This window comes from Anaerolineales bacterium, from assembly GCA_015075725.1.
Classification (GTDB): domain Bacteria; phylum Chloroflexota; class Anaerolineae; order Anaerolineales; family Villigracilaceae; genus Villigracilis.
This window is the reverse complement of sequence record JABTTV010000001.1, coordinates 1,423,511-1,447,237: the sequence shown is the minus strand read 5'-3', so window position 1 is coordinate 1,447,237 and position 23,727 is coordinate 1,423,511. Positions and strand designations below refer to the sequence as shown.

Annotated in this window: 22 protein-coding genes; 20 read left to right on the top strand and 2 right to left on the bottom strand. The window is 54.6% G+C overall.

Going from position 1 to position 23,727, the window contains the following annotated elements; genetic code table 11:
• Window positions 1-265: 265 nt before the first annotated feature.
• From HS100_06920 to hypE, 14 genes are all read left to right on the top strand, one after another.
• Window positions 266-862 carry a 4Fe-4S dicluster domain-containing protein gene (locus HS100_06920; GenBank protein MBE7433630.1) on the top strand — a complete coding sequence of 199 codons (597 nt, stop codon included), beginning with the start codon at window positions 266-268 and terminating at the stop codon, window positions 860-862.
• Window positions 859-1,872, top strand: a complete 1,014-nt coding sequence (locus HS100_06915; protein ID MBE7433629.1) for a CoB--CoM heterodisulfide reductase iron-sulfur subunit B family protein — start codon at window positions 859-861, stop codon at window positions 1,870-1,872. Before HS100_06920 ends, HS100_06915 begins: the two co-directional genes overlap by 4 nt.
• Window positions 1,869-3,866, top strand: a complete 1,998-nt coding sequence (locus tag HS100_06910) for a CoB--CoM heterodisulfide reductase iron-sulfur subunit A family protein (GenBank protein MBE7433628.1) — start codon at window positions 1,869-1,871, stop codon at window positions 3,864-3,866. The genes HS100_06915 and HS100_06910 overlap by 4 nt, the downstream gene beginning before the upstream one ends.
• A 12-nt stretch (window positions 3,867-3,878) precedes the next feature.
• On the top strand, window positions 3,879-4,382 hold the full coding sequence (locus tag HS100_06905; protein ID MBE7433627.1) for a hydrogenase iron-sulfur subunit: 504 nt from the start codon (window positions 3,879-3,881) through the stop codon (window positions 4,380-4,382).
• Complete coding sequence (locus HS100_06900; GenBank protein MBE7433626.1) at window positions 4,379-5,371, top strand: oxidoreductase; 993 nt, start codon at window positions 4,379-4,381, stop codon at window positions 5,369-5,371. The genes HS100_06905 and HS100_06900 overlap by 4 nt, the downstream gene beginning before the upstream one ends.
• A gap of 52 nt (window positions 5,372-5,423) precedes the next feature.
• Complete coding sequence (locus HS100_06895) at window positions 5,424-5,675, top strand: hypothetical protein (protein MBE7433625.1); 252 nt, start codon at window positions 5,424-5,426, stop codon at window positions 5,673-5,675.
• Window positions 5,676-5,738: 63 nt separating this feature from the next.
• Complete coding sequence (locus tag HS100_06890) at window positions 5,739-7,205, top strand: Ni/Fe hydrogenase subunit alpha (protein ID MBE7433624.1); 1,467 nt, start codon at window positions 5,739-5,741, stop codon at window positions 7,203-7,205.
• 42 nt (window positions 7,206-7,247) lie between these two features.
• The gene (locus HS100_06885; GenBank protein ID MBE7433623.1) at window positions 7,248-7,751 is read left to right on the top strand and encodes a hydrogenase maturation protease; all 504 of its coding nucleotides are present in this window, start codon (window positions 7,248-7,250) and stop codon (window positions 7,749-7,751) included.
• A 49-nt stretch (window positions 7,752-7,800) separates the two neighbouring features.
• Window positions 7,801-8,133, top strand: coding sequence for a hydrogenase maturation nickel metallochaperone HypA (hypA, locus tag HS100_06880; protein MBE7433622.1), 333 nt, complete (start codon window positions 7,801-7,803; stop codon window positions 8,131-8,133).
• A 15-nt stretch (window positions 8,134-8,148) separates the two neighbouring features.
• Window positions 8,149-8,814: a hydrogenase nickel incorporation protein HypB gene (gene hypB, locus HS100_06875; protein MBE7433621.1), complete on the top strand. Its 666-nt coding sequence runs from the start codon at window positions 8,149-8,151 to the stop codon at window positions 8,812-8,814.
• A 2-nt stretch (window positions 8,815-8,816) separates the two neighbouring features.
• A complete protein-coding gene (gene hypF / locus HS100_06870; GenBank protein MBE7433620.1) occupies window positions 8,817-11,168 on the top strand; it encodes a carbamoyltransferase HypF in 2,352 nt (783 codons plus the stop codon).
• Between the two features lie 48 nt (window positions 11,169-11,216).
• Entirely contained in the window at window positions 11,217-11,459 is a 243-nt protein-coding gene (locus tag HS100_06865; protein MBE7433619.1) for a HypC/HybG/HupF family hydrogenase formation chaperone, read from the top strand.
• Window positions 11,446-12,546, top strand: a complete 1,101-nt coding sequence (gene hypD, locus HS100_06860) for a hydrogenase formation protein HypD (GenBank protein ID MBE7433618.1) — start codon at window positions 11,446-11,448, stop codon at window positions 12,544-12,546. The genes HS100_06865 and hypD overlap by 14 nt, the downstream gene beginning before the upstream one ends.
• On the top strand, window positions 12,539-13,594 hold the full coding sequence (gene hypE, locus HS100_06855) for a hydrogenase expression/formation protein HypE (protein ID MBE7433617.1): 1,056 nt from the start codon (window positions 12,539-12,541) through the stop codon (window positions 13,592-13,594). Before hypD ends, hypE begins: the two co-directional genes overlap by 8 nt.
• A gap of 134 nt (window positions 13,595-13,728) precedes the next feature.
• Here hypE and HS100_06850 read toward each other — a convergent pair whose 3' ends face one another.
• Together HS100_06850 and HS100_06845 are read right to left on the bottom strand one after the other, a co-directional pair.
• On the bottom strand, window positions 13,729-14,328 hold the full coding sequence (locus tag HS100_06850) for an isoprenylcysteine carboxylmethyltransferase family protein (protein ID MBE7433616.1): 600 nt from the start codon (window positions 14,326-14,328) through the stop codon (window positions 13,729-13,731).
• A gap of 65 nt (window positions 14,329-14,393) precedes the next feature.
• Window positions 14,394-14,984 carry an ankyrin repeat domain-containing protein gene (locus tag HS100_06845; protein ID MBE7433615.1) on the bottom strand — a complete coding sequence of 197 codons (591 nt, stop codon included), beginning with the start codon at window positions 14,982-14,984 and terminating at the stop codon, window positions 14,394-14,396.
• A gap of 257 nt (window positions 14,985-15,241) precedes the next feature.
• Here HS100_06845 and HS100_06840 point away from each other — a divergent pair, with 257 nt between their 5' ends.
• The 6 genes from HS100_06840 (at window position 15,242) to HS100_06815 (ending at window position 23,726) form a co-directional block, all read left to right on the top strand.
• Window positions 15,242-16,867 carry a hypothetical protein gene (locus HS100_06840; GenBank protein MBE7433614.1) on the top strand — a complete coding sequence of 542 codons (1,626 nt, stop codon included), beginning with the start codon at window positions 15,242-15,244 and terminating at the stop codon, window positions 16,865-16,867.
• Window positions 16,868-16,901: 34 nt separating this feature from the next.
• Entirely contained in the window at window positions 16,902-17,870 is a 969-nt protein-coding gene (gene gmd, locus HS100_06835; protein ID MBE7433613.1) for a GDP-mannose 4,6-dehydratase, read from the top strand.
• 90 nt (window positions 17,871-17,960) lie between these two features.
• Window positions 17,961-19,805 (top strand): glycosyltransferase family 39 protein, encoded by a 1,845-nt coding sequence (locus HS100_06830; protein MBE7433612.1) that lies wholly within the window; start codon window positions 17,961-17,963, stop codon window positions 19,803-19,805.
• A complete protein-coding gene (locus HS100_06825; protein MBE7433611.1) occupies window positions 19,802-20,755 on the top strand; it encodes a glycosyltransferase family 2 protein in 954 nt (317 codons plus the stop codon). Before HS100_06830 ends, HS100_06825 begins: the two co-directional genes overlap by 4 nt.
• Window positions 20,748-21,647 carry a flippase-like domain-containing protein gene (locus HS100_06820; GenBank protein ID MBE7433610.1) on the top strand — a complete coding sequence of 300 codons (900 nt, stop codon included), beginning with the start codon at window positions 20,748-20,750 and terminating at the stop codon, window positions 21,645-21,647. Before HS100_06825 ends, HS100_06820 begins: the two co-directional genes overlap by 8 nt.
• 45 nt (window positions 21,648-21,692) lie before the next feature.
• Window positions 21,693-23,726 carry a hypothetical protein gene (locus HS100_06815; GenBank protein MBE7433609.1) on the top strand — a complete coding sequence of 678 codons (2,034 nt, stop codon included), beginning with the start codon at window positions 21,693-21,695 and terminating at the stop codon, window positions 23,724-23,726.
• Window position 23,727: the final 1 nt, after the last annotated feature.

The following is a 23,727-nucleotide window of genomic DNA, read 5'->3' as shown; positions in this document are numbered from 1 at the left end:
TAGGAGGCGATGTGATTCGTTCGGATGATCCGGCATGCAATTGAATATCATTGGGTATTTTATTTCGATCAGGGAGGTAGGGGATCGGAATGATTCTCCTTGTCGGGATGATTATCAGGGGTTTATGATTATTTTTGTTACTATTTATTGTGACAACTTTCACTAGTATGAATATTGGGGGTAGGTTACGCGTAACTGCGAATGGATGACTTCGGTCATGCCGAGCAGCGGCTGGTCGGGTTTTGGTTGAAGCACGGAGGCTCCTATGCCCCATATGACAGACGAACGGGTCCGGGCGGGTTTAACCCACGAGGAGGACCTTTCCCTATTGCATGAAGTCAGCATGAAGACTGCGGGTGTATCGCGGCTGGAGATGTGCATCCAATGCGGAACGTGCGGGGGCTCCTGCCCCGCCGCCAAGGATATGGACCACACGCCGCGCATGCTGTTCGCGATGTTGCGGGCGGGGATGCGCGAGGAAGTGCTGCGGAGCAACACGCAATGGATCTGTGTCTCGTGCTATCACTGCGTGGTGCGCTGCCCGCAGGAGGTACACATCGCGGACGTAATGTACACGCTCAAGGGCATGGCAATCAAGGAGAAGTTGTACGAAGACTCCACCGCGCCCGATTTTTCGCAGACCTTCGTGGACATGGTCGAGACGTATGGGCGCAGTTTCGAAATGGGACTGGCATCGCGCCATTACCTGAAACACTTCCCGCTCAGACTGCCAGGCATGATGCCGATGGGGCTTGGGATGATCACGAAGGGGCGCATGGCGCTGATGCCAAAGAAGATCAAACAGATGGACCAGTTGAAAAAGATATTGGACCACGCCAAGCAACTGGAGATGACTTCATGAACAAATATCTTTTATATCCGGGTTGTTCGATGGAATCCAGCGCAAAGGCGTACATGGAGTCCATGAATACGATCCTTGAGCCGCTGGATCTCCACTTCGAAGAGATCGATGATTGGAACTGCTGCGGCGCGACGGAGTATCTCGGCATCAATCTGATTCCCGCGTATTCGCTGATCGCGCGCAACCTGGCGCTGGCGACGAAGCAAATGCATCCCGCAAACGGGACAGGTGGCACGCGCACCGTCGTTGCGCCGTGTTCAGCGTGTTATCTGAACCTTGCGAAGGCGGATCACTACATGAACGAGCGACCGTCGCTGGGCGAAAAGGTCAATGAGGCGCTTGCGGCGGGCGGACTGCACTATGAGGCTGGCACGCTGGATGTTCGCCACCTGATCGATATTCTGGTCTATGACGTGGGGCTGGAGAAAATACGGGAGGCTGTTGTGCATCCGTTGACGGGACTCAAGGTGGTGCCGTACATGGGCTGCATGTTGCCGCGACCCGATTACCAGCATCGCTGGTCGGACCATGAGCATCCCACCGAATTGGACGACCTGTTGCGCGCGCTCGGCGCGGACGTGATCGATTATCCGCTCACGACGGAATGCTGCGGCGGACACATGACCCAGATCGGCCCCGAAACTGCTTTTGAACTCATACGCCGGCTCGTGGCGGACGCGGATGAGCGTGGCGCACAGATGATGGTCACGGTCTGCCCGATGTGCCAGATGAACGTGGATGCCTACCAAAATGAGATGAACAATTACTTCGGCACGGATTATCACATTCCGATCCTGTTCTTCACGCAATTGATGGGGCTGGCGTTCGGGAAGGAACCCGGTGAGTTGGGGATCGGCGTGGAACTGGTCAGTTCGCGGAATGTGCTGGCGGGCATCGGCGTGGAAGTGCCTGTCACGCAGGAACCCGCCGCGCCGAGGAAGAAGGATGAAGGGCTGCCCATGCCGCGTCGCTGGACCAAGCATGAGGGCAGGAAGGAGGCGGTGAAATGACAGAGAAAATCGGAGTCTATGTCTGTCACTGCGGGTCGAACATCGCTGGCGTGGTGGACGTCGAAGATGTCGCCAAATGGGCGGCGGAGAAACTTGGTCACCAGGGCGTGGTCATTGCGCGCGATTACAAGTTCATGTGCTCCAGTTTGGGGCAGGAGTTGATCGAGAAGGATATCAAGGAACTTGGTTTGACGCGCGTGGTGGTTGCCGCATGCTCGCCTCATTTGCACGAGAAAACCTTCCGCATCGCGGCGCAGAACGCGGGCTTGAACCCGTATCTGGTGGAACTTGCTTCGATCCGTGAGCAGGTTTCATGGGTGCATACGGATAAGGCTGTCGCGACGGCGAAGTCAAAGGCGGTGGTATCAGGTGCGGTGTCGAGGGTGATCGAGAATGCCCCGCTGGAGGAGATCAAGGTCCCGATCAATCCGAACACGCTGGTGGTGGGCGGAGGGATTGCAGGCATTCAATCCGCTTTGGAGATCGCGAATGCTGGATTCCATGTGTATCTGGTCGAACGCGAACCGTCCATCGGCGGACACATGGCGCAGTTCGACAAGACCTTCCCGACGCTGGATTGTTCGGCTTGTATTCTCACGCCGCGCATGGTCGAGGCGGGGACGCATCCGAACATCACTTTGCTGACGTGGAGCGAAGTGGTGAACGTGGCGGGATATGTCGGCAATTTCAACGTGACGATTAAAAAGAAGGCGCGCTTCGTCAACGAGGAACTGTGCACAGGCTGCGGCATCTGCCAGGAGAAATGCCCGAAGAAGGTCATCGACGATGTGTACGAAGCGGGGTTGGGATACCGCAAGGCGGTCTACACGCCGTTCGCGCAAGCCGTGCCGAACTATCCCGTGATGGACAAGGAAAACTGCATCTATTTTGAAAAAGGGACCTGCAAGGCTTGCGAGAAATTCTGCCCGACCAACGCGATCGATTTCAACCAGCAGGATCAGTTGTTGAATATCGAAGTGGGCAACATCATCCTCGCCACGGGCTATGACCTGTTCGATGCGCGGCGCGTTAGCAATTACGGCTATGGGCGTCTGCCAAACGTGTTCACCAGCCTGGAGTTCGAACGATTGTCCAACGCGGCGGGACCGACCAACGGCAATATCGTTTTGCGCGACGGCAAGACCGTGCCGAAGAGCGTGGGCATCATCCACTGCGTCGGCTCGCGCGACCGGAATTTCAACAATTACTGCTCGGTCATCTGCTGTATGCAGGGCTTGAAGTTCGCGCATCTCGTCCATGAACGCACGGGCGCGACAGTCTATAACTTCTACATTGACATGCGCACGGCGTATAAGGCGTACGACGAGTTCTATCAACGGGTGCTGGAAGAAGGGACTCTGTTCGTGCGCGGCAAAGTGGCGGAGGTCACGGATGCGGCGCGCTATTCCAACGAAAGAGGCAAACTGATCGTCCAGACCGAAGATACTCTGGCTGGCAAGCAGAGGCGCATCCCTGTGGATATGGTCATCCTTTCCAGCGGATTACAACCGCGTCACGATGCCAAGGAAGTCGGCAAGATGTTCGGCATCTCGTGCTCCACCGACGGCTGGTTCACGGAGAAACACCCCAAACTCGATCCCGTCGCCACAATGACCGAAGGTATTTACATCGTCGGTTGCGCGCAGGGACCGAAAGATATTCCGTCCAGCGTGGCGCAGGGCGCGGCGGCATCGGCGCGCGTGCTGGATAAGATCCTGCAGCGCGAAGTCGCGCTCGAGCCGATCAAGGCAACCGTGAATAAAGAGATGTGCTCGGGCTGCCGCATCTGCAACGGGCTGTGTCCGTTCAACGCCATCGCCTTCATCGCGGATGATAACGTCTCCGAGATCAATCCCGCGCTTTGTCAGGGCTGCGGCACGTGCGTGGCAGCTTGTCCTGCGGGCGCGATCAGTGGCACAGGGTTCAGCAATGAGCAGATCAATGCGCAGATCGACGGGCTGTTGATGAAGAATCTTGAACCAGTTGGAGCGTAAGGAGTTGATTCCATGACCGACCAATTCGAACCGACCATCATCGGCTTCACCTGCAACTGGTGTAGTTATCGCGCAGCGGATCTGGCGGGGACGGCGCGCATGAAGTATGCGCCGAATGTCCGCCTCATCCGCTTGATGTGCTCGGGACGCCTCGACCCGACCTTCGTCCTGCGCGCTCTCTCGGGCGGCGCAGACGGCGTGATGATCACAGGCTGTCATCCGGGTGAATGTCATTACATCGAACAGAACTACAAGGCGCTGCGCCGTTTTCTTCTGCTCCGACGTGTGCTCACAGGTCTGGGCATCGAACCGGAACGGGTCAAGCTCGTTTGGGCGAGCGCGGCCGAAGGAGCAAAATTCGCGGCGGAGACGACAACATTCGTGGAAGAGATCCGGAAACTGGGACCGCTTTGTTGGGGGAAGGACGAAGATGGAAGGATGAAGGATGACGAAGATATCGGAAATTCATCCATCAAAACTCATCCTTCATCCTTTGAAAAGGAGGTGCCGGCATGACACACGTCAAACCAAAATTTGCAATGTATTGGGCGGCGTCCTGCGGGGGCTGTGAGATCGCGGTGCTGAACACCCATGAGAAGATTTTGGATGTGGATGCCAATTTCGATGTGGTCTTCTGGCCCGTCGCCATGGACGCGAAATACAAGGACGTTGAGGCAATGGAAGACGGTTCGATCCTTCTCACGCTTTTCAATGGCGGCATCCGCAACGACGAGAATGAGCATATTGCGAAACTGCTCCGGCAGAAATCGAAGATCCTTGTCGCGTTCGGTTCATGCGCCTGCGAAGGATGCATTCCCGGGCTGGCAAATCTGAGCCCGGTTGGAGAGATCGTCCACACGGCCTTCAACACGATTTCGACCGATAACCCGCATGAGATCTATCCGCGCACCTCGTACGATGTACCCGAGGGCGAATTGCACATCCCCAAACTTGAAAAGACGTTACGACCGCTCGATCATGTTGTGGATGTGGATTACTACATGCCGGGCTGCCCGCCGGAGAGTCATCAGATCGCAGCCGTTCTGGACCTTGTCATCGACGTTCTGCATGGACGGGCAACTCTCCCGCCAAAAGGCTCCACGATCGGGGTGGGCAATTCGACCGTGTGCGATGAATGTCCGCGCGCGCGCAACGTGAAACTCATCAAGGAATTCAAGCGCATTCAAGACATTGCACCAGCCGACCCGGACTTGTGCCTGCTCGAGCAGGGAATCCCGTGCAACGGACCCGCAACATGCAGTGGATGCAATGCGCGCTGCCCGCAAGCGGGGGCGCAGTGCATTGGATGCTACGGACCGGCTCAGGGCGTGACGGATTACGGCGCGCGGCTGATCACCGCTTTCTCGTCCGTGATCGACGCAACCACACCGGAGGAAATCGAGCGAATCCTTGATGGCATTCCCGACCCGACCGGGCAAGTGTATCGCTTCAGCCTGCCCGCTTCGCTGCTCATGGCGAACAGGGAGGCTTTCAAGGCGAAATGATCCGTGCTATCGTAAGTATGTCAGTCCGTCTATTTTTTGAAAGGAGGATGGCATGACTGCGAAACCGATCGAAAACGCCGAGCCCGCCGAGGACCCCAATGCCCTGCTGGAAAGGGCGCTGATCGAGGAATACCTCAAGACAAAGGGCTACACTCATGAAGACCTGAAGAAACTGCCCGCCGATCTTGTCGAGAAATTGATGAAGGAAGCCTCGCAATACGCCTCGCTGAAAATGGAAGAGGTCGAGGCGCGGGCGCACTTCGTCAAGGAATTGCACGACGACACATCACCGCTTGAGAAATGAAAAATGATGAGTGGAACGTGAAGGACAAAACTCGCGTTCCACGCATCACCGACAGGAGTTCCCATGACCCAACGAATATCCATCGATCCCGTCACCCGTCTTGAAGGTCACGGCAAGATCGAGATCTTCCTCGACGATCAAGGCAATGTCGCCAACTCGTATTTTCAGATTCCGGAACTGCGCGGCTTCGAACGATTCGTGGTCGGGCGTCCGATCGAGGAAATGCCGCTTCTGACGAACCGCATCTGCGGCGTGTGCCCCGAGGCGCATCACATGGCGGCGGCAAAAGCGGCCGATGCGGTCTATCACGTCGATCCGCCGCGCACGGGAAAGATGCTGAGGGAATTGCTTTACTCTGCGTTCTACTGCACCGACCACACGACTCACTTCTACGCGCTCGGCGGACCCGATTTCGTAATGGGACCCGATGCGCCCGTCGCCGAACGAAACATCCTCGGTGTGATTCACAAAGTGGGTTTGGAGATCGGCGGCAAGGTCATTCAGATGCGGAAATACGGGCACAATGTCGTCGAGATGATCGGCGGAAGGAAAGTCCATCCATGCACGTCCATCCCCGGCGGAATCACAAAAGGCATCACCGAAGAGCAGCGCAAAGAGATCGAAGAGATGGGACGCTGGGCAATCGAGTTCGCGCAGTTCAGCCTGAAGCTCTTCAATGACATCGTGCTTTCCAACAAGAGTTACGTGGATCTGATCCTCGGCGACGTCTATACCCATCGCACCTACTACATGGGACTCGTGGACGGGAATAACAAGGTCAACTTCTACGACGGCAAAGTGCGCGTGGCGGACCCGAACGGAAAAGAATTCGTCAAATACGAGCCGAAGGATTACGCTCAACACGTTGCCGAACACGTCGAGCCATGGACCTATCTCAAATTCCCGTATCTCAAGAACGTCGGCTGGAAGGGCTTCGTGGACGGGATCGACTCCGGCATCTATATGGCGACCCCGCTCTCGCGCCTCAATGCCGCGGATGGAATGGCAACGCCTCTTGCGCAGGAACAGTACGATAAATTCTATGCGACCCTGGGCGGAAAGCCCGTGCATCAACGGCTTGCAATCCACTGGGCGCGCCTGATCGAATTGCTCTATGCCGCGGAACGCTGGGTGGAGCTGGTCACGGATCCCGAGATCACTTCGCCGAACGTTCACACCAAACCGACCCAGAAACCAACGGAAGGGATCGGCATCGTCGAGGCGCCGCGCGGGACGCTCACGCATCATTACTGGACCGATGAACTGGGGCGCGTGACCAAAGCGAATCTCATCGTCGGCACGACCAACAACTACGCGCCAATCCAAATGTCCACGAAGAAAGCGGCGGAGAGTCTCATCAAAGACGGCAACGTGAATGAAGGCTTGCTCAACATGGTCGAGATGGCGTTCCGCGCCTACGACCCGTGTTTCGGGTGCGCCACTCATTCACTGCCCGGTCAGATGCCTTTGGAGATCACGATCCGGGACGCGGACGGGAATCCGCTCGAGGTGTTGAAACAGTTTTGTTGAGGAGAGGCAGGTTCAGGTCGCTAAAGAACCGGAGGCTTCATCATGAAAACGATCATTGTCGGGCTCGGAAATCCGATCCTGGGCGATGACGGGGTCGGCTGGAAGGTCGTCGAAGAATTAACCCGGCAGATGCCAACGGATTTATCTGTGGGGCTTGAATGCCTTTCGGTGGGCGGCATCGGTTTGATGGAGCATCTGATCGGATACGACCGCGCCATTATCATCGACGCTTTCATCGCCGACAAGGAAGATCTGGGCTCGATCCTGATCCAAAAGCTCGACAACCTGCCGAACTATTCCGCCTTCCATATTTCCAGCGCGCACGACACATCCTTGCAGAACGCGATCGAACTCGGCAAACGCATGGGCGCGCAATTGCCCGTCGACGTGACCGTGATCGGGATCGCCATCCAACGCATCAGCGAATTCGGCGAGAACCTATCGCCGCCGGTCGCGGAATGCGTGCCGCAAGCCGCGCATATCGCATTGAATTTGTTGAAAGAAAATGTAACGAATTCACGAGAGGAAAGTCATCCGCACGGGTGACTTTCTCATCTTGGATGTAACCCGTATTGGGATTAAGTTAAGGGTGGATATGCATGAACTTTCAGTGACACAGAGCGTCCTTGATATTGCCCTTGCGAATGCCGGTGCAAGAAAGATCAAACAGGTTAACCTGGTGATCGGGCAATTCTCATCCATCGTGGATGATTCGGTTCAATTCTATTGGGACATGATTACGAAGGGGACGCCTGCGCAAGGTTCATTGCTCCATTTCGAGCGTATTGCCGGTGAGATGACTTGTCGGAGATGCGGGCACGTTTTTCACCCGACAGATGAGACCTTCGATTGTCCGTCCTGTTCGAGTCCGCTTGTGAAGATCAGTAAAGGTGAAGAATTTCAGGTCGATAGCATCGATGTTGAGTGATTTATCGGAGACCGAATGACCACGCGCATTCCTATTGTTGAAAATATATTATCCGCCAATGATCGCATCGCGGACCGTAACCGCGTGCTGCTCGATGAGAAAGGTGTGTACTCGATCAATATCATGGCCTCGCCCGGCGCAGGCAAGACCAGTTTCATTCTCAAAACCCTCGAAGCCTTGAAGGGACGCCTGAAACTGGGCGTGATCGAAGGCGATCTTGCCACCTCCATCGATGCCGAGAAGGCAATGGCAGCGGGTCTTCCTGCGGTGCAGATAAACACGGGAGGCGGGTGTCATCTCGATGCGGTCATGCTGGCGGATGCCCTGCCTGCGCTTCCCCTTTCCGACCTAGACCTGGTGCTGGTCGAGAATGTGGGGAATCTCGTCTGTCCGGCGAACTTTCAAATCGGCACGCACTTGAACGTCTTGATCGCCTCCATCCCGGAGGGGGATGACAAGCCCTATAAATATCCCGGCATGTACCGGGGCGTACAGGTCTTGATCATCAACAAGACCGACCTCATGCCGTACGTAACGTTCAACATGAGTTATTTCATAAAAGGCGTGGAGGCGCTCAACCCGGATGTGACGATCTTCCCGGTCTCCTGTAAATCGGGGGAGGGGATGGATGCCTGGGCGGACTGGCTTACTGAAAAGGTCCGTGCAGGAAACCAGGGATGATAATGAACCGCCATATCTCCGTCACCGGTATCGTGCAGGGGGTCGGTTTCCGCCCGTTCATTTACGGGCTCGCGAAACGGCTCGACTTGCACGGCTGGGTGCGGAACACATCCGGCGGCGTGGAGATCGTGGTTCAAGGGAACGAGTCGCAGGTTGAACGTTTCGTTCGCAGCCTGAAGACGGAAGCCCCCCCGCTGGCAAAGATCGATTCGATCTCAATTCGATCGGACCTCCCCAATGCAAACTTTAAAAGCTTCAACATTCAACCTTCAACCCGGATCGAAGGCGCATTCCAGCCGGTTTCAGCGGATATTGCCATCTGCCCGGACTGCGAACGCGAACTCTTCGACCCGAGAGACAGGCGGTACCTCTATCCGTTCATCAACTGCACGAAATGCGGTCCGCGTTTTACGATCATCACCGACCTGCCCTATGACCGCCCCGCCACCACCATGGCGGAATTCGAAATGTGCGCTGAATGCCGCGCCGAATATACCGATCCCTCGAACCGCCGCTTCCACGCCCAGCCGGTGGCTTGTCCACAGTGCGGACCCTGCGTCCATCTCGAAGAGCCGCCGTCTCAATTTCAAGACCTATCCACGATCGATCTGCGCCTCGCCGCAATCCTGAAAACAAGAAAATATCTACGGGAAGGAAAGATCATCGCCGTCAAAGGGATCGGCGGTTTTCATCTTGCCTGTGACGCGGAAAACAGGATGGCGGTCGATGAATTACGGCGGAGAAAAGGCAGGCAGGGCAAACCGTTCGCGTTGATGGCGGCGGACCTTGAAATGATCCGGCGCCATTGCGAAGTGAACGAAGCGGAACGCGAATTGCTCACCGGCAGGGAAAAGCCCATCGTCCTCTTGAATAAAAGGGAAAACTCCGCCCTGCCCGACGAACTTGCCCCCGGCATGGACACGCTCGGTTTCATGCTGCCCTACACCCCGCTCCATCATTTGCTCCTCAATCGAAGCGACCCCGTTCTCAATCGAGAACCCGTCCCGCCGATCCTCGTGATGACCAGCGGCAACTTCAGCGAGGAACCCATCGCCACCGGTAACGAGGATGCGCTCGAACGCCTCGCCCCGCTGGCGGAAGCTTTCCTTCTACACAACAGGGATATTCACGTGAGATGCGACGATTCAGTAGTAAGAGTGGATGGAAGAAAGAAGAAAGAAAGCCCGGCTCTTTCCTCTTTCATCTTCCTTCGTCGCTCCCGCGGCTATGCTCCGTATCCCGTTCGTCTTCCCTTCGATGCGATTCCAACTCTCGCCGTCGGCGGCGAACTCAAGAACACGTTTTGTCTTGCGCGCGACCGAAGCGCCTTCCTCAGCCACCACATCGGCGACATGGAAAACGTCGAAACCTTCCAGTCCTTCGAGCAGGGAGTCGGCCATCTCAGCCGTTTGTTCCGCGTGAAGCCCGAACTTATCGCCTGCGACATGCATCCCGGTTATTTCACGACAAAATATGCACAGGGCATCCAAGATATTCCCCGCATTGCCGTCCAGCATCATCACGCGCATATCGCCTCCTGCATGGCGGATAACGGATTGGAAAACAGGCCGGTGATCGGACTGGCATTCGACGGAACCGGATACGGAACCGATGGAACCATTTGGGGAGGGGAGATCCTTCTCGCCTCCTGCGCAGACTTTGAGCGGTTCGCACACCTCGAGCCTTTGCCTCTCCCCGGCGGCGACTCTGCCATCCGCCATCCCTGGCGAATCGCGGTGGGATACGCCCACGCCCTGGGAATCGACATCGATGATCTGCCATTCCTGAAAAATCTGGACATGCTGGCTGTCAACATCGTCAGACAGCAGGCGGACAGAAAACTGAACGCGCCGCTCACCTCCTCGATGGGCCGCCTCTTCGACGCCGTTGCAAGCCTGATCGGAATCCGGAATGACGTTACCTATGAAGCGCAAGCCGCAATCGAAATGGAAGTATTATCCAAGCCGTTCCTGAAAGCCAAACCGTATCCATATTCGGCGGATAAATCCATTCTGCTCGAAGAACTTCTTCAATCCATTGTTCATGACGTCCGCACAGGCAAACCTGCCGGGATGATCGGCGCAAGATTCCATAAAACGATTGCCGATATAACAATTGATGTTTGCAAACGTGCCCGCGTTCAAACGAGTCTCAGTGAGGTCGTTCTCTCAGGCGGCGTCTGGCAGAACCAAATTCTCTTGTATCTTGTCCGTGACGGACTTGAGCGCGAAGGCTTTACTGTTTATTTCCACAAGCAGGTCCCCTGCAATGACGGCGGCTTGGCGCTGGGTCAGGCTGTGGCAGCGAATGCGATTGCGAGCCGCGAAGCGGCGAAGCAATCTCCCGTCGTATGAAGGGGGTTGCGTTTGAGAACGCAACCTGCACAACACAAAGGATGAACCATGTGTCTCGCCATTCCCGGAAAGATCACCAAAATCTATCAAAAAGATGACCTCAGTATGGCAAAGATCGACTTCGGAGGAATCGTCAAGGAAATCTGCCTTGCGTACACCCCCGAGGCAAAGGTCGGCGATTATGCGCTGATCCACGTCGGCTTTGCGATCAGTCTAATGGACGAAGAAGAAGCCCAAGAAACCTTGAAGTTGATCAAGGACGTGGCGGATTTCGAGAATGAAATTTCTTGACGAGTACCGCAACCCCGCAAAAGTAAAATCGCTTCTGCGTGAGATCGAATCCATCGTCACCCGGAACTGGGTCATCATGGAAATCTGCGGCGGGCAGACTCATGCCTTTCTGCATCACGGCCTCGATGAGATGCTCCCGCCGCAGGTCGAACTCGTGCATGGACCGGGCTGCCCGGTGTGTGTCACTCCTCTTGAACAGATCGATAAAGCAATTGCCATCGCTTCGCGCCCGGATGTCATCTTTACCTCCTATGGCGATATGCTGCGCGTGCCGGGTTCGTCGAAGGATTTGTTCTCCGTCCGTGCCAATGGCGGGGATGTGCGCGTGGTGTATTCGCCGCTCGAAGCGGTTCAGATCGCGGAAGCAAATCCTGATAGGCAGGTTGTCTTCTTCGCCATCGGCTTCGAAACCACAGCGCCTGCCAATGCGATGGCGGTCCTGCAAGCGAAGAACAAGGGCGTAAAAAATTTTTCCGTGCTGGTCTCGCACGTCCGCGTGCCGCCCGCGATGGAGGCGATCTTGAGTTCGAAGTCGAATCGCGTGCAGGGATTCCTCGCAGCGGGGCACGTCTGTGCAGTGATGGGATTCCACGAATACCCGCCCATTGCGGAGAAATATCATGTGCCGGTTGTCGTGACGGGCTTCGAGCCGATCGATCTGTTGAACGGTCTGCTTGCGGCGGTCAGGCAACTCGAAGCGGGCGAAGCGGTGGCAGAGAATCAGTATCAGCGGGCTGTCCGCTTCGAGGGGAATGCATCAGCCCAAAACACGATTCGAAGCGTTTTCCAATCCGTTGACCGGAAATGGCGCGGCATTGGTCTTATCCCTCAAAGCGGCTGGGGCTTGCGTCCAGAATTTATTGAGTTCGATGCAGAGAAAAGATTCGATGTCGAAAATCTTCTTGCGCAAGAATCTCCGTTGTGCATCGCGGGTGAGATCCTGCAGGGCTTGAAGAAGCCGACGGGATGCGCCGCGTTTGGAAGAGAATGCACGCCGCAAAGCCCGCTCGGCGCGCCGATGGTTTCCGCCGAAGGCGCGTGCGCGGCGTATTATCGGTATCACCGCGAATTGGTAACTTATGAATAACGAACTTGATTTCGAAGGCTATACCTGCCCCGTGCCGATCAGGCCGAACGATACGGTCGTGCTCGGTCACGGCTCCGGCGGGACCTTGAGCCATGACCTGTTGAAACGATTATTTCTGCCTGAGTTGGGAAAAGCCGCGCCGCGCGCATTGGATGATTCTGCTGTGATAGTGATCGACGGCGAACGATATGCATTGACGACTGACTCGCACGTCGTCTCGCCGTTGTTCTTTCCCGGCGGTGACATTGGTCGGCTCGCAATTTGCGGAACCGTGAACGACCTTGCCATGATCGGCGCGAAACCGATCACTTTGACCTGCGGATTCGTGATCGAAGAAGGTTTATCGTTCGATATTTTGCAAAAGGTCGTCGCTTCAATGAAGGAAGCGTCAGATGAAGCGGGAGTTTACATCGCGGCAGGAGATACAAAGGTGGTGCAAAAAGGCGGCGCGGACAAGTTGTTCATCAACACATCGGGAATCGGGAAAATTACCGAGGGGATAAATATCTCCGGCGTGAATGCAAGCGAGGGAGATGTAATTATCCTTTCTGGGACAATTGGGGATCACGGCATTGCAGTTTTATCGGCGCGGGAGGATCTGGGATTTGAAACGACTCTCGAAAGCGACGTTGCCCCGCTCAATCGTTTAATGGAGGCGATGCTTTCTGCCGGTGACGTTCACGTTTTGCGCGACCCCACCCGCGGCGGACTGGCAACTTCGCTGGTTGAAATCTCCGAACAATCCAATGTGATCATTGAGATCGTAGAGGAACGATTACCGGTCAAGCCTGCCGTCAAAGCCGCGTGCGAGATGCTGGGATTCGATCCGTTATTTATCGCCAACGAGGGAAAGTTGGTCGCGTTCGTGAAAGAAAGCGACGCGGATAAAGTTTTGAACATGATGAAGAAAACAAAATACGGCAAAGACGCTGAAATTATCGGAAGAGTAATTGGGGCTGGAAAGCCGCAGGTGAGATTGAAAACCACCATCGGGGGTACGCGGTTGGTGGATATGCTCCCCGGTGAAATGCTGCCGAGGATTTGTTAGATTTGGGATAGTCGAACAGTTTTTATCACACACGCTGAGATGGACCGTTTTCCTAAAGGCGGTTTTATCTCTTGACTTTCAAGACGGACTGTCCTGATGATCTTACGGAGACACAGTATGCTGTTTTGGGGGTTTTAAATGTATCTCCTTACTTTCTTTTTGTAATTGAAATATTCATCCCCAAACCGCTCTTCCAAAAACTTCTCTTCGCCGAGGATGATCCAATGATATGTAATAATGCTGTATGTTCCAAGCAGGAGTAAAACGATATTTATGGAATAAACCATTGCCGCGATCGTTAGTAAATTGAATCCGAAATACATTGGATTCCTGCTAAAACGATAGATCCCATTCGTTTTTAGGGCGGTATTCTCATTTGGCAATCCCAATCTTGTCGATTTTCCCAAATTTACCAAACTAACGCCAACCAAACACAGGCCCATGGCCAAGATGAACGTTGAAGCCGATTTTAAAAATGAATTGTGAAATCCTGAAGAGGGAACAAGATCAAGAAGGTATCCCAGGAGAGTAATCCAAGTAATGTATCCGCTGATTTTTCCCGTATAGAATATCAATGGATTTATTGTCGCTTTGCCAATAAATTTCATAATTACTCCTGGCATGAAAAGCGCCCCAAAGCTTGCGCCTTGTCCCTGAGCCTGTCCTGACTGGCGAAGTCGCGCCGAAGGATCAGGCCTTCGCCCTGCGAAGCGAAATCGAGACGGGGCGCGCATATCATCTTGGCTTTATCGGGACGCCTTGTTGGGCAACGGGAGGTACTTCTACTTTATCCGGACACTCATTTTTTTGAATCATACTCTTCAAGTAACCTGATCATTTGCGTCTCTCCCAGATCGCGTGCCACTTCTATCACCGTCTTGCCCTGAAAGTTCTTCCAGTTCAAGTCTGGGTCACAATGTTCTAATAACCAGCTTGCCATTCTAAATCGTTTTTCGCTGACGATATTGCTAAGTGCTTCGGATGCTCCAGCATATGCACCTTGCTCCCAAATCTGTTGTACCAAACTAATATTGTCGCTCCAAACCGCGTGTGTTAACAGCGGAATGGTATGTGCTCCTACGGCGTAAATCTGTGTGGGGTCTTGGGCAAGAAACTGCTGCACAGCGTCGCTGCGTCCGAGCATTGCTGCTGAGCATATATCTAAAGGCGCGCCCTGACTTAAAAGATACTCAGCAATGGCTGGCTGTCCCATATGTGCCGCTGCCTGCAAAGCTGTTTCAATGTCTGTTGGATCCCATTCATATCCCTGGTTCAGAAATTCGGGGTATTCCGCTAATAGTTGTTTGACTTTATCTAAATCACCCGGAGAGCTGCCATGCGCGGCAATCACAAATTCTTGAAGGGGTTTGATTTCCCTTGGTAGGTTCATGATCGAGATTCTCCTTCTTTATAATATTACATGCTTTAAAGGATTGAATATCCGTCTGAATATTAGCGTTATCCACAATATTTTAATGTAATTCCTGTTCCAAGAGGCGGGCTAACTTTGGTTTATACAGACGGTTGTATAAACGTCCAATTTTGGGTGTATAACAGCCATTTGGTTGTATAAATCCTATATCCCCGGAAATTATACGCCCCAAAACACGAAACTAATCCCCTCGTTTTCATGGTAAAAGTGGGGATATGAACTTCTTTCAACGACGCGATCTGGCTTGGGGGCTTCCGCTGTCCCTTGTGCTCGGCGCGGGACTCTCCGCACTCCAGCCGGGGAATTGGCTGATCGGTTTCCTCGGTTTCTCCTTCCTTTTTTTTCTTTCCTTCTTCCTTCTTTCATCTGCCGCTCGCTGGGGTGGTCCCGATACCGACCACCGCAAATCTCTTGCATGGATGGTTGCGCTGGCTTTCATTCTGCGATTTGCGGGCGGGGTGACGACCCATCTAGCTTTGCCGGTTTACGGTCACGCAGGCGATGAAGAGCAAAGCGCGGGCTTCACGTACACGGATGCCTACCGCCGCGACGGTCAAGCCTGGGAACTGGCTTCGTCCGACCGCCCGATCCTGGATGCCTTCAACAGCCGCTTCGCTTCGGACCAGTATGGCGGGTTGCTGGCTCTGTGTGCTTTTATCTACCGTTATCTTTCCCCCGACGCGCATCGGGTCTTGATGCTTGTGCTGATGTCGGCATTGATGGGCGCGTTGGGAGTCCCGTTTTTGTGGAAGGCGGTGAATCTGCAATGGGGCGAAAAAGTTGCGACGGCATCAGGCTGGATCTTTGCGCTTTATCCTGAAAGCATCCTGCTGGGCGGAGTTCCCATGCGCGAGCCGTATCTGCTGGCATTCAGCGCGTTTTGCCTGTGGGGATTCGTGAGGTGGCGTGGTCTCCCCCTTCGGGGACTTCGCGATACGCGGCGCGAAGATCGCGCGCCGCTACTCGACCACCCCTTGATTTGGCTTGCGCTTGGCATTTTGGGGATGCTGCTCGTGTCTCCGTCCATTGCACTCGTCACGCTCGTCATCCTCGGCGGGTGGATGTACTTTTCCAGCGAGCGCGGTCGCTTTCCATGGTGGGTTGCGGCTTTATTGGTGACTGTTTTTCTTGCCGGACTATTTCTCCTCTCCTCCGCGTTGGACAAGCAGGGAAATCTCGGGGGTGGCGGTCCGCTCGGGGTGATTCAAACCTTCATCCGCGAGTCGTTCAAATGGAACGCCTATAAGATCGAAGAAGGTTCCGGCTGGGTGCAGAAACTCTTCGATGAAATGCCGGATTGGATGGAACTGCCCTTCGTGATGATCTACGGGGTGCTGCAGCCAATCCTTCCGGCGATTCTTATCGCGCCCACCAATCTCCTTTGGAAGGCGATCGGCATCTTTAGGGCGATCGGTTGGTACGCGCTGCTTCCGGCGTTGATTCTCTCTTTTGGGTTGGGGTCAGCCAAAGGCGGAGCAAAGAGCCGAAGCATCATCCTTTGGTTGAGTTTCATTGTCTGGGGTTGGATCCTTTTTACGGCTTTGCGCGGGGGCGGCGATCAATGGGACAATCCGCGCTATCGTTTGATCCTATTTATGTGGCAGGCGATCCTTGCCGGTCATGTGTGGGTTTGGTGGCGGGAAACTCGCAATGCCTGGGTCGGCCGTGTGGTCGCCATGGAACTTGTACTGGTGGTGGTCTTCACTCAATGGTATTTGAACCGATATTTACATTTCGGCGGTCAATTGCCTTTTGTGTGGATGGTGGCGCTGATCCTCGGTTCATGGATCGCGATCATCGGCTGGGGCGTGTGGCGTGACCGCAAGGCGCATGGTGTATAATTCAGCGACTGAATTTTGAACGCAAGGAGAAATAATGCCGACAGCACTCATTACAGGAATCACGGGCCAGGACGGTTCCTATCTGGCTGAACTCCTGTTATCGAAAGGTTACAAAGTGGTTGGGATGGTGCGCCGTTCCAGTACGGTGAGTTTTGAACGGATCGAACACATCCTCGACGATGTGACCGTCCTTCAGGGTGACCTGCAGGATCAGGGTTCCCTGCTCTCGATGCTCGAAGAGTACAAACCCACTGAAGTGTATAACCTGGCGGCGCAGTCGTTCGTGCCGACTTCGTGGAATCAACCGGCGCTCACCGGCGATGTGACCGCGCTTGGGGTGACGCGCATGCTGGAAGCGATCCGCTTTGTAAACCCAAAGATCCGTTTTTATCAAGCCTCATCGAGCGAGATGTTCGGCAAGGTGTTGGAAGTGCCGCAGAAGGAATCGACGCCTTTCTATCCGCGCAGTCCTTACGGCGTGGCGAAGGTGTACGGGCATTGGATCACGGTCAATTACCGCGAGTCGTTCGATATCTTTGCGACATCGGGAATATTATTCAACCATGAAAGCCCGCGCCGTGGGTTGGAGTTCGTAACAAGGAAGATCTCCGACGGTGTTGCGAAAATCAAACTTGGAAAGGCGAAGGAACTGCGACTCGGCAACCTCGATGCCCGGCGCGACTGGGGCTTTGCAGGAGATTACGTCCAGGCCATGTGGCTGATGCTCCAACAAGACATGCCCGATAATTATGTGATCGGCATGGGTGAAACCCATTCGGTCAAGGAGTTCTGCGAGGTCGCCTTCTCCCACGTCGGGCTGGACTACAAGGACTACGTGGTGGTGGATGAAAAATTCTACCGACCCGCCGAAGTGGACTTGTTGATCTCCGACCCAAGCCTCGCGCGTAACAAATTACAATGGGAACCCGCCGTCACGTTCAGGGAACTCGTGACGATGATGGTGGATTCAGACATGGCGCGGCATAAAAAAATAACCGCGTAGGGCGCACGCCAAAGGCGTCTAATGCGCCCGCGGCGTAAGAGAACGCCGACTACGCGGTAATATGTTTGGTTTATGGTAGCCCACCATCCCGTGAAAAACAAAGAATTGCCCTCCTGGCTTCCGCTTGTTGTGGCGGGCTTGGGAGCGGTTCTTTATTTAATTCGGGCGGTGAATTACGCGCACACCACTGTCAGCAGTTTGGATGAAGGCTCGTACCTCATCAAAGGCATATTCTATCTCAATGGGACCTACCAGCCCTTCGAGCCTTATGGTCCGCTGACGAACAAGGCTCCCTTCGCGTTTCTCATCCCCGGAATCGCCGAATATATTTTCGGCGCAGGTTTGCGCACGGGACGGTATTTCTCGATCTTTCTGGGTCTGCTTACCGTTTTAGGCGTATGGATCACAGCACGCCGCTGGTCTGGGGGTTGGATGGCGGCTTTGACCGTCTGGGTCTTTGCGCTCAGCCCAATGATCGTCAAGCTGCACGCGCGCGCAGTCTCGGAGGTCATCATCGCCTGCATGCTGGCGTGGATCTGCGTGCTTATCCTCGACGAAAAACGCCCTTTATGGAAGATCGTTCTCGCCTCGGTCCTTGCATCGGTTGCAATTTTTACCCGACAGAACATGGCTCCCCTTTTGCCGTTCCTGATCCTTTACGTTTATTTCCAACACGGTAAACGCGCCGGGATGTGGTCGTTCGCGTCAGGTTCGATGGCCTTGCTCGTCTTCCATCTCATCTACTGGCCCCGCGTCATGACGATCTGGACGCCCTGGCTTCCTGAATCGCTCACGCCTTTTCTCGATTCATTCCGAATCCCAACCGACTCCGTTCCGATCTGGGACCCGAACATCGATTTTTGGAATCGACTCAATGCCTTCTTTCAGGGAATCCGCTATCACTTCATCCCGATCATCGGCGGACTCTTCGGCTTGATCCTCCTCCCGCCTCGCGCGGACTGGAAGTCTGTTCACGCCATGCGGGCGGCTGTTTTTCTCGCCGTGAGTTTTTTCACTCTTGTTCTGATGCACGGCTGGGCTGCGATCGCCAGCCGCTATGAAAGTTATTCCTGCGTTTTTTGTTTCTCGAACTATCTCGGCTTCTTCGACCCTCTGGGAATCCTCTTTTTCGTCGTCGCGTTCGCACATGCATGGAATCAAAACCCACACCGCGCAGCAAGGATCATTTCCGTCCTTGTGGTCCTACTCGTTGCGACAGGGATCGGTTTCTCGCTCTTCGAGTTCGTCGGGAACGGATTGCTCAACCTGCCACTCGTTCCCCGCGTTCGCTCCGGCGGTTTTGGCTTCATCGCCATCGTGGACGCGTTGACGCAGGGGCTTGATATGTCGCTCGTCCAGGTCAAACGCTGGATCAGCTCCTCGCTCGGGTTGCTCGCCGGTCTTGGCGTTTTGTTCATTGCCTTTCTCGTTTGGAAAAGAAACCGGAAAACAGACATCACCCTCACCTTCGTCAACTCTTTCCTCATTACAGGTTTCCTGCTTTCTCCGATCCTCCATCTCGGTGAAAGCAGGCCCGACTGCGCGGAGACCGACATCATCCGCGACCATGAACAGCTCGGCGCGTACCTGGCTTCGGTCATACCCCCTGATAGTCTGGTATATTGGGATGGCGGAAACGCCTTCACGCCGATGATCTACGTCCCGCAGGCGCGCATTTTCCCGCCGCAGATCAACGACGGTTACACCTTCCACATCGGCGGCGACCCGGATGTGCTCTATTTTTTCAGCCATTGGAACGGTGAGCTTGCACAACGCTGGCGCGCCGAAGCGGATGTTTTCATCATCGAAGCCAAACGCTACGCAGACTGGAAGGACTTCCTCACGCCCTCGGAATTCCAGGAATTTGCCAAGCCCCCGGCTTCACAATCCTGCAATGAAGGCGCCGAACTCAGGATATTTCAACGACTGCCATGAACATTTCGCTCATCATTCCTGTCTATAACGAACAGGATAACCTCCCCATGCTTTTCGAAGCCGTCGCGGATACCATGAACTCCCTCGGCAAAACCTGGGAGGTCATCTATGTCGATGACGGCTCCCGCGACAACAGTCTCTCCCTGCTCGCCGCCCACGCAGAAAAAGACGCTGAACATGTGCGCGTCATTTCCTTTCGCCGCAACTTCGGGCAGACGGCCGCCATTGCCGCCGGGCTCGATCACTCCCAGGGCGACATCATCGTCCTGCTCGACGCAGATTTACAGAACGACCCGCGCGATATCCCCATGCTGTTGGAAAAACTCGACGAAGGCTACGACCTGGTCAGCGGCTGGCGCAAACAACGCAAGGACAACGCCATCACGCGAAACCTCCCATCGATGATGGCAAACAAACTCATTTCGTGGGTCACCGGCGTGGAATTGCACGATTACGGCTGCACGCTCAAAGCCTACCGCCGCGAAGTATTGGAGGGATTTCGACTCTACGGCGAGATGCACCGCTTCATCCCTGTATTTGCAAACTCGGTTGGCGCGCGCATCACAGAGGTCATCGTCAACCATCACCCCCGCCGCTTCGGCAAGACCAAGTACGGGCTGGAACGAACCGCGAAGGTCATCCTCGACCTGTTCACGGTGAAATTTCTCGTCAGTTTTGCTTCCAAACCCATTTATCTCTTCGGCGGCACAGGCGGATTATTGATGATCATCAGCGCCGTCATCATGGCCTATCTCTTCATCCGGCGCATCTTCTTCCTCGTCGGTGTGACGGGCTCGCCTCTCTTCCAGACCAGCGTGATGTTCTTCATCCTCGGCTTTCAATCCATGCTGATGGGTTTGATCGCGGAATTGCTGGTGCGCACCTATCACGAATCCCAGCGCAAGCCGACATACACCGTGCGAACGAAAATCAACCTCAACGATGACTAAGTGGCTGCGGGAAAATCGCCAGACCCTTATTCGCGGGTTGGGCAGTTTGCTGGCATTAAGTCTATTGCTTATCTTGATCCGTGAAGAGGGCGACGGCGAATTGTTTTCCGCGGTTCGCCGGGTTGCTTTCGAGTTTTTCCTGCTCGCCGTACTAGCGCTTTTCATTTCCCGGCTTTTCGCGGTGGGAAGATGGCACATCCTTTTAAGATCAGCGGGAGTGCATGTTACCTTCCTACGCTCTGCGCAACTGACCTTCACCGGAAATTTTGCTTCGAACTTTTTGCCGACCACAATCGGCGGGGATGTGGCGCGCCTGGCGGGAGCGATGCAATTGGGTTACGACCGCGCGATTTGTCTCGCCTCGCTTGTCGCGGACCGGTTGATCGGGATGGCCGGAATGGGGCTTGCCCTTCCTTTGGGCTTGATTCCCGTTTTTTCTCTCGATACCGGCGTTTCGCAAGCAGCTGCAGTATCCGCCCTTTATCACAAGGTCGTCGATTTCGTGAAACGAACCTTCGAATCGCTTTCAATCTGGCTGAAGAGACCGGCGACGCTGATCTCTTCCCTTCTCTCCACCCTTGGGAATCAAGCCTTTATTTACCTTGCCATTTATCTCCTGCTCCAGGGGATCGATCATCATGTTGATTACTGGCTTGTGGCAGGTATGTACACCCTGACGTATTTCGTCACATTGATTCCCATCTCGATCAACGGGCTGGGCGTGCAGGAACTTTCGATGACCTTCCTGCTCGTTCACCTGGGCGGCCTGACCTCCTCCGAAAGCGCGACGATCGCGCTATTGACCCGCATATTGTTCATTATTGCCAGCCTGCCCGGCGCGTTCTTCCTGCCATCCATTTTGGCGGCGATGAATGAAAGAAAAGAGGCGTAGTCGACGTCCACTAACGTCGACTGGCGCATACGCCTGGGTAATCTTATGGAAACCGTTTCTGCGAAAAAATTTCTGCAATCATGGCTATGGGCGCAGGCGGTCGTCAGCCTGCTTGCGATTCCCCAGACCATGCAGCGCACAGTGGAGTTGGAAATCATCCTTCTCCGCTCGAAGTGGGTCGGGCTGGTTGGGGTGTTCGCATTGACCGCCGTGTTTGCATTATGGCTTTCTTTTTCGCCGCTCCTGAACCGGGTCGCTGATTTCTTCGAAAGATCACGACCTGCCACACCATTACGTATTACGTGTTACGTTTCACTTATTGTCTTTTCCTTCCTCTTCGTCTGGATCGCCCGCCTTTACGTCTTCGGCTCCATCCTCCCTCACGTGATGCCGATTTTATGGGTCTTCATGTGGGCGAGTCTGGTTCAAACCCTTGCACTGAAACAACTTGGGAAAATGGAATGGGCGGCCGCCTTTGCAATCGTGGTCCTGGCACAGGGGATGATCTACCAAACCTGGGGTATTTTTTCAGCAGCGTCAGCCAACCCATTCTCGATGGGATATTCCGAAGCAGGGCGGCATTACTACGCTTCTTTGTTCTTCTCTGAAAAGCTTTACGGGATGGAGTTGGCGCTTCCCTTCCTTCATCCGTCACGTTACATGCTTCTCTCCATTCCCTTCCTCATTGACGATTTGCCATTGTGGTTCCATCGTTTCTGGCAGGCGCTCCTGTGGTTCGGTTTGACGCTGGCATCCGCATATCTGCTTGCCCGGAGAATGAAACAAGGCGCGGGCATGACGATCCTTATCACCGCCTGGGCGTTTTTGTTCTTCCTTCAAGGCGCGGTGTATTATCACTTGCAGGTGATGGTGATTTTGATTTTGGCGGGCGTATCGGTTAAACATCCCTGGCGTTCGCTGGCGTTCATCGTCCTTGCTTCGCTTTGGGCGGGGATCAGCCGCGTGAATTGGTTCCCCGTCCCTGCCATGCTGGCGGTTGCGATTTATATTCTTGAAGTGCCATTCGAGATGCGTGGGCGACGTTCTTCAACGGCGCCAGATACGTTAGAGAACGCATCTAACGCAGGTATTGAATGGAAGTATTGGCTTACCCCATTCCTTTGGGGAATCAGCGGAGTTGCCGCCGCGCTCGTCTCGCAATTCGTTTATATCCAAATCTCCGGTAACGCAGACCTAGCCGCGTTCGGTTCGAGTTTTACTTCGGAGTTGATCTGGAACCGCCTGCTGCCGAACGAGACCTTCCCGATGGGAATCCTGCCGGGTATATTGCTCGTATCCGCGCCTGCGTTGGTTGCAATTTATCAAATGCTGCGCGGTATGGCGAGGTATTTGCATCCACTTCGCTGGCTCGTGCTGATTTCCATGTCGATTGTTTTATTCATCGGCGGGGCGATCGTCAGCACAAAGATCGGCGGCGGCGGTGATCTGCATAACATGGATGCATTTCTGGTGATGTTGTCGGTGTTGGTCACGGTTTTTTGGGCGGGACAGGCTTGCCCTGAACTCAGTCGAAGGGTTGCGGCCGTGTCCGAACCGAAGCCGATGATGGGGAGAGTCGGCTGGGGAGTGGTGATGGCGGGTTTGTTGATTCCACTCGGGTTTGCAATTCGGCACATCGGCTTTTATCCAAGCTTCGATAAAACAACCGCTGAGAGGGACGTTCAGACCTTGCAGGAAGCGCTTGAAAGCGGCGGCGATATATTGTTCGTCACTGAAAGGCAGCTGATCACCTTCGACTATTTGGACGGGATAACGCTCGTGCCCGAATACGAACAGATGGAATTGATGGAGATGGCAATGTCGCGCAACCGCCCGTATCTCGAAGCGTTCTACGAAGATTTGCATGACCGGCGCTTTGCGTTGATCGTTGCCGAAGACCAGAAATTCACACAACAAAAGGAAGGCGCATTCGTGGAGGAAAATGTGGCCTGGGTCCGTTTTGTTGGCGCACCGTTGTTGTGCAATTACAAACCCGTCGTTACGCTGACATCGAATAACCTGCAAGTATTCGAGCCGCGCCCCAAACAGTCGAAATGCAAGGACCCCTTCGCAGATTGAC

Bases quoted from the DNA above. Each gene is read 5' to 3' on its own strand.
- HS100_06890 (MBE7433624.1), top strand. From the start codon at position 5,739: ATGACCCAACGAATATCCATCGATCCCGTCACCCGTCTTGAAGGTCAC.
- hypB (MBE7433621.1), top strand. From the start codon at position 8,149: ATGACCACGCGCATTCCTATTGTTGAAAATATATTATCCGCCAATGAT.
- hypE (MBE7433617.1), top strand. From the start codon at position 12,539: ATGAATAACGAACTTGATTTCGAAGGCTATACCTGCCCCGTGCCGATC.
- HS100_06820 (MBE7433610.1), top strand. From the start codon at position 20,748: ATGACTAAGTGGCTGCGGGAAAATCGCCAGACCCTTATTCGCGGGTTG.
- HS100_06910 (MBE7433628.1), top strand. From the start codon at position 1,869: ATGACAGAGAAAATCGGAGTCTATGTCTGTCACTGCGGGTCGAACATC.
- HS100_06840 (MBE7433614.1), top strand. From the start codon at position 15,242: ATGAACTTCTTTCAACGACGCGATCTGGCTTGGGGGCTTCCGCTGTCC.
- HS100_06900 (MBE7433626.1), top strand. From the start codon at position 4,379: ATGACACACGTCAAACCAAAATTTGCAATGTATTGGGCGGCGTCCTGC.
- HS100_06815 (MBE7433609.1), top strand. From the start codon at position 21,693: ATGGAAACCGTTTCTGCGAAAAAATTTCTGCAATCATGGCTATGGGCG.
- hypD (MBE7433618.1), top strand. From the start codon at position 11,446: ATGAAATTTCTTGACGAGTACCGCAACCCCGCAAAAGTAAAATCGCTT.
- hypA (MBE7433622.1), top strand. From the start codon at position 7,801: ATGCATGAACTTTCAGTGACACAGAGCGTCCTTGATATTGCCCTTGCG.
- HS100_06915 (MBE7433629.1), top strand. From the start codon at position 859: ATGAACAAATATCTTTTATATCCGGGTTGTTCGATGGAATCCAGCGCA.
- HS100_06825 (MBE7433611.1), top strand. From the start codon at position 19,802: ATGAACATTTCGCTCATCATTCCTGTCTATAACGAACAGGATAACCTC.
- HS100_06895 (MBE7433625.1), top strand. From the start codon at position 5,424: ATGACTGCGAAACCGATCGAAAACGCCGAGCCCGCCGAGGACCCCAAT.
- HS100_06850 (MBE7433616.1), bottom strand. From the start codon at position 14,328: ATGCGCGCCCCGTCTCGATTTCGCTTCGCAGGGCGAAGGCCTGATCCT.
- hypF (MBE7433620.1), top strand. From the start codon at position 8,817: ATGAACCGCCATATCTCCGTCACCGGTATCGTGCAGGGGGTCGGTTTC.
- HS100_06845 (MBE7433615.1), bottom strand. From the start codon at position 14,984: ATGAACCTACCAAGGGAAATCAAACCCCTTCAAGAATTTGTGATTGCC.
- HS100_06920 (MBE7433630.1), top strand. From the start codon at position 266: ATGCCCCATATGACAGACGAACGGGTCCGGGCGGGTTTAACCCACGAG.
- gmd (MBE7433613.1), top strand. From the start codon at position 16,902: ATGCCGACAGCACTCATTACAGGAATCACGGGCCAGGACGGTTCCTAT.
- HS100_06885 (MBE7433623.1), top strand. From the start codon at position 7,248: ATGAAAACGATCATTGTCGGGCTCGGAAATCCGATCCTGGGCGATGAC.
- HS100_06905 (MBE7433627.1), top strand. From the start codon at position 3,879: ATGACCGACCAATTCGAACCGACCATCATCGGCTTCACCTGCAACTGG.
- HS100_06865 (MBE7433619.1), top strand. From the start codon at position 11,217: ATGTGTCTCGCCATTCCCGGAAAGATCACCAAAATCTATCAAAAAGAT.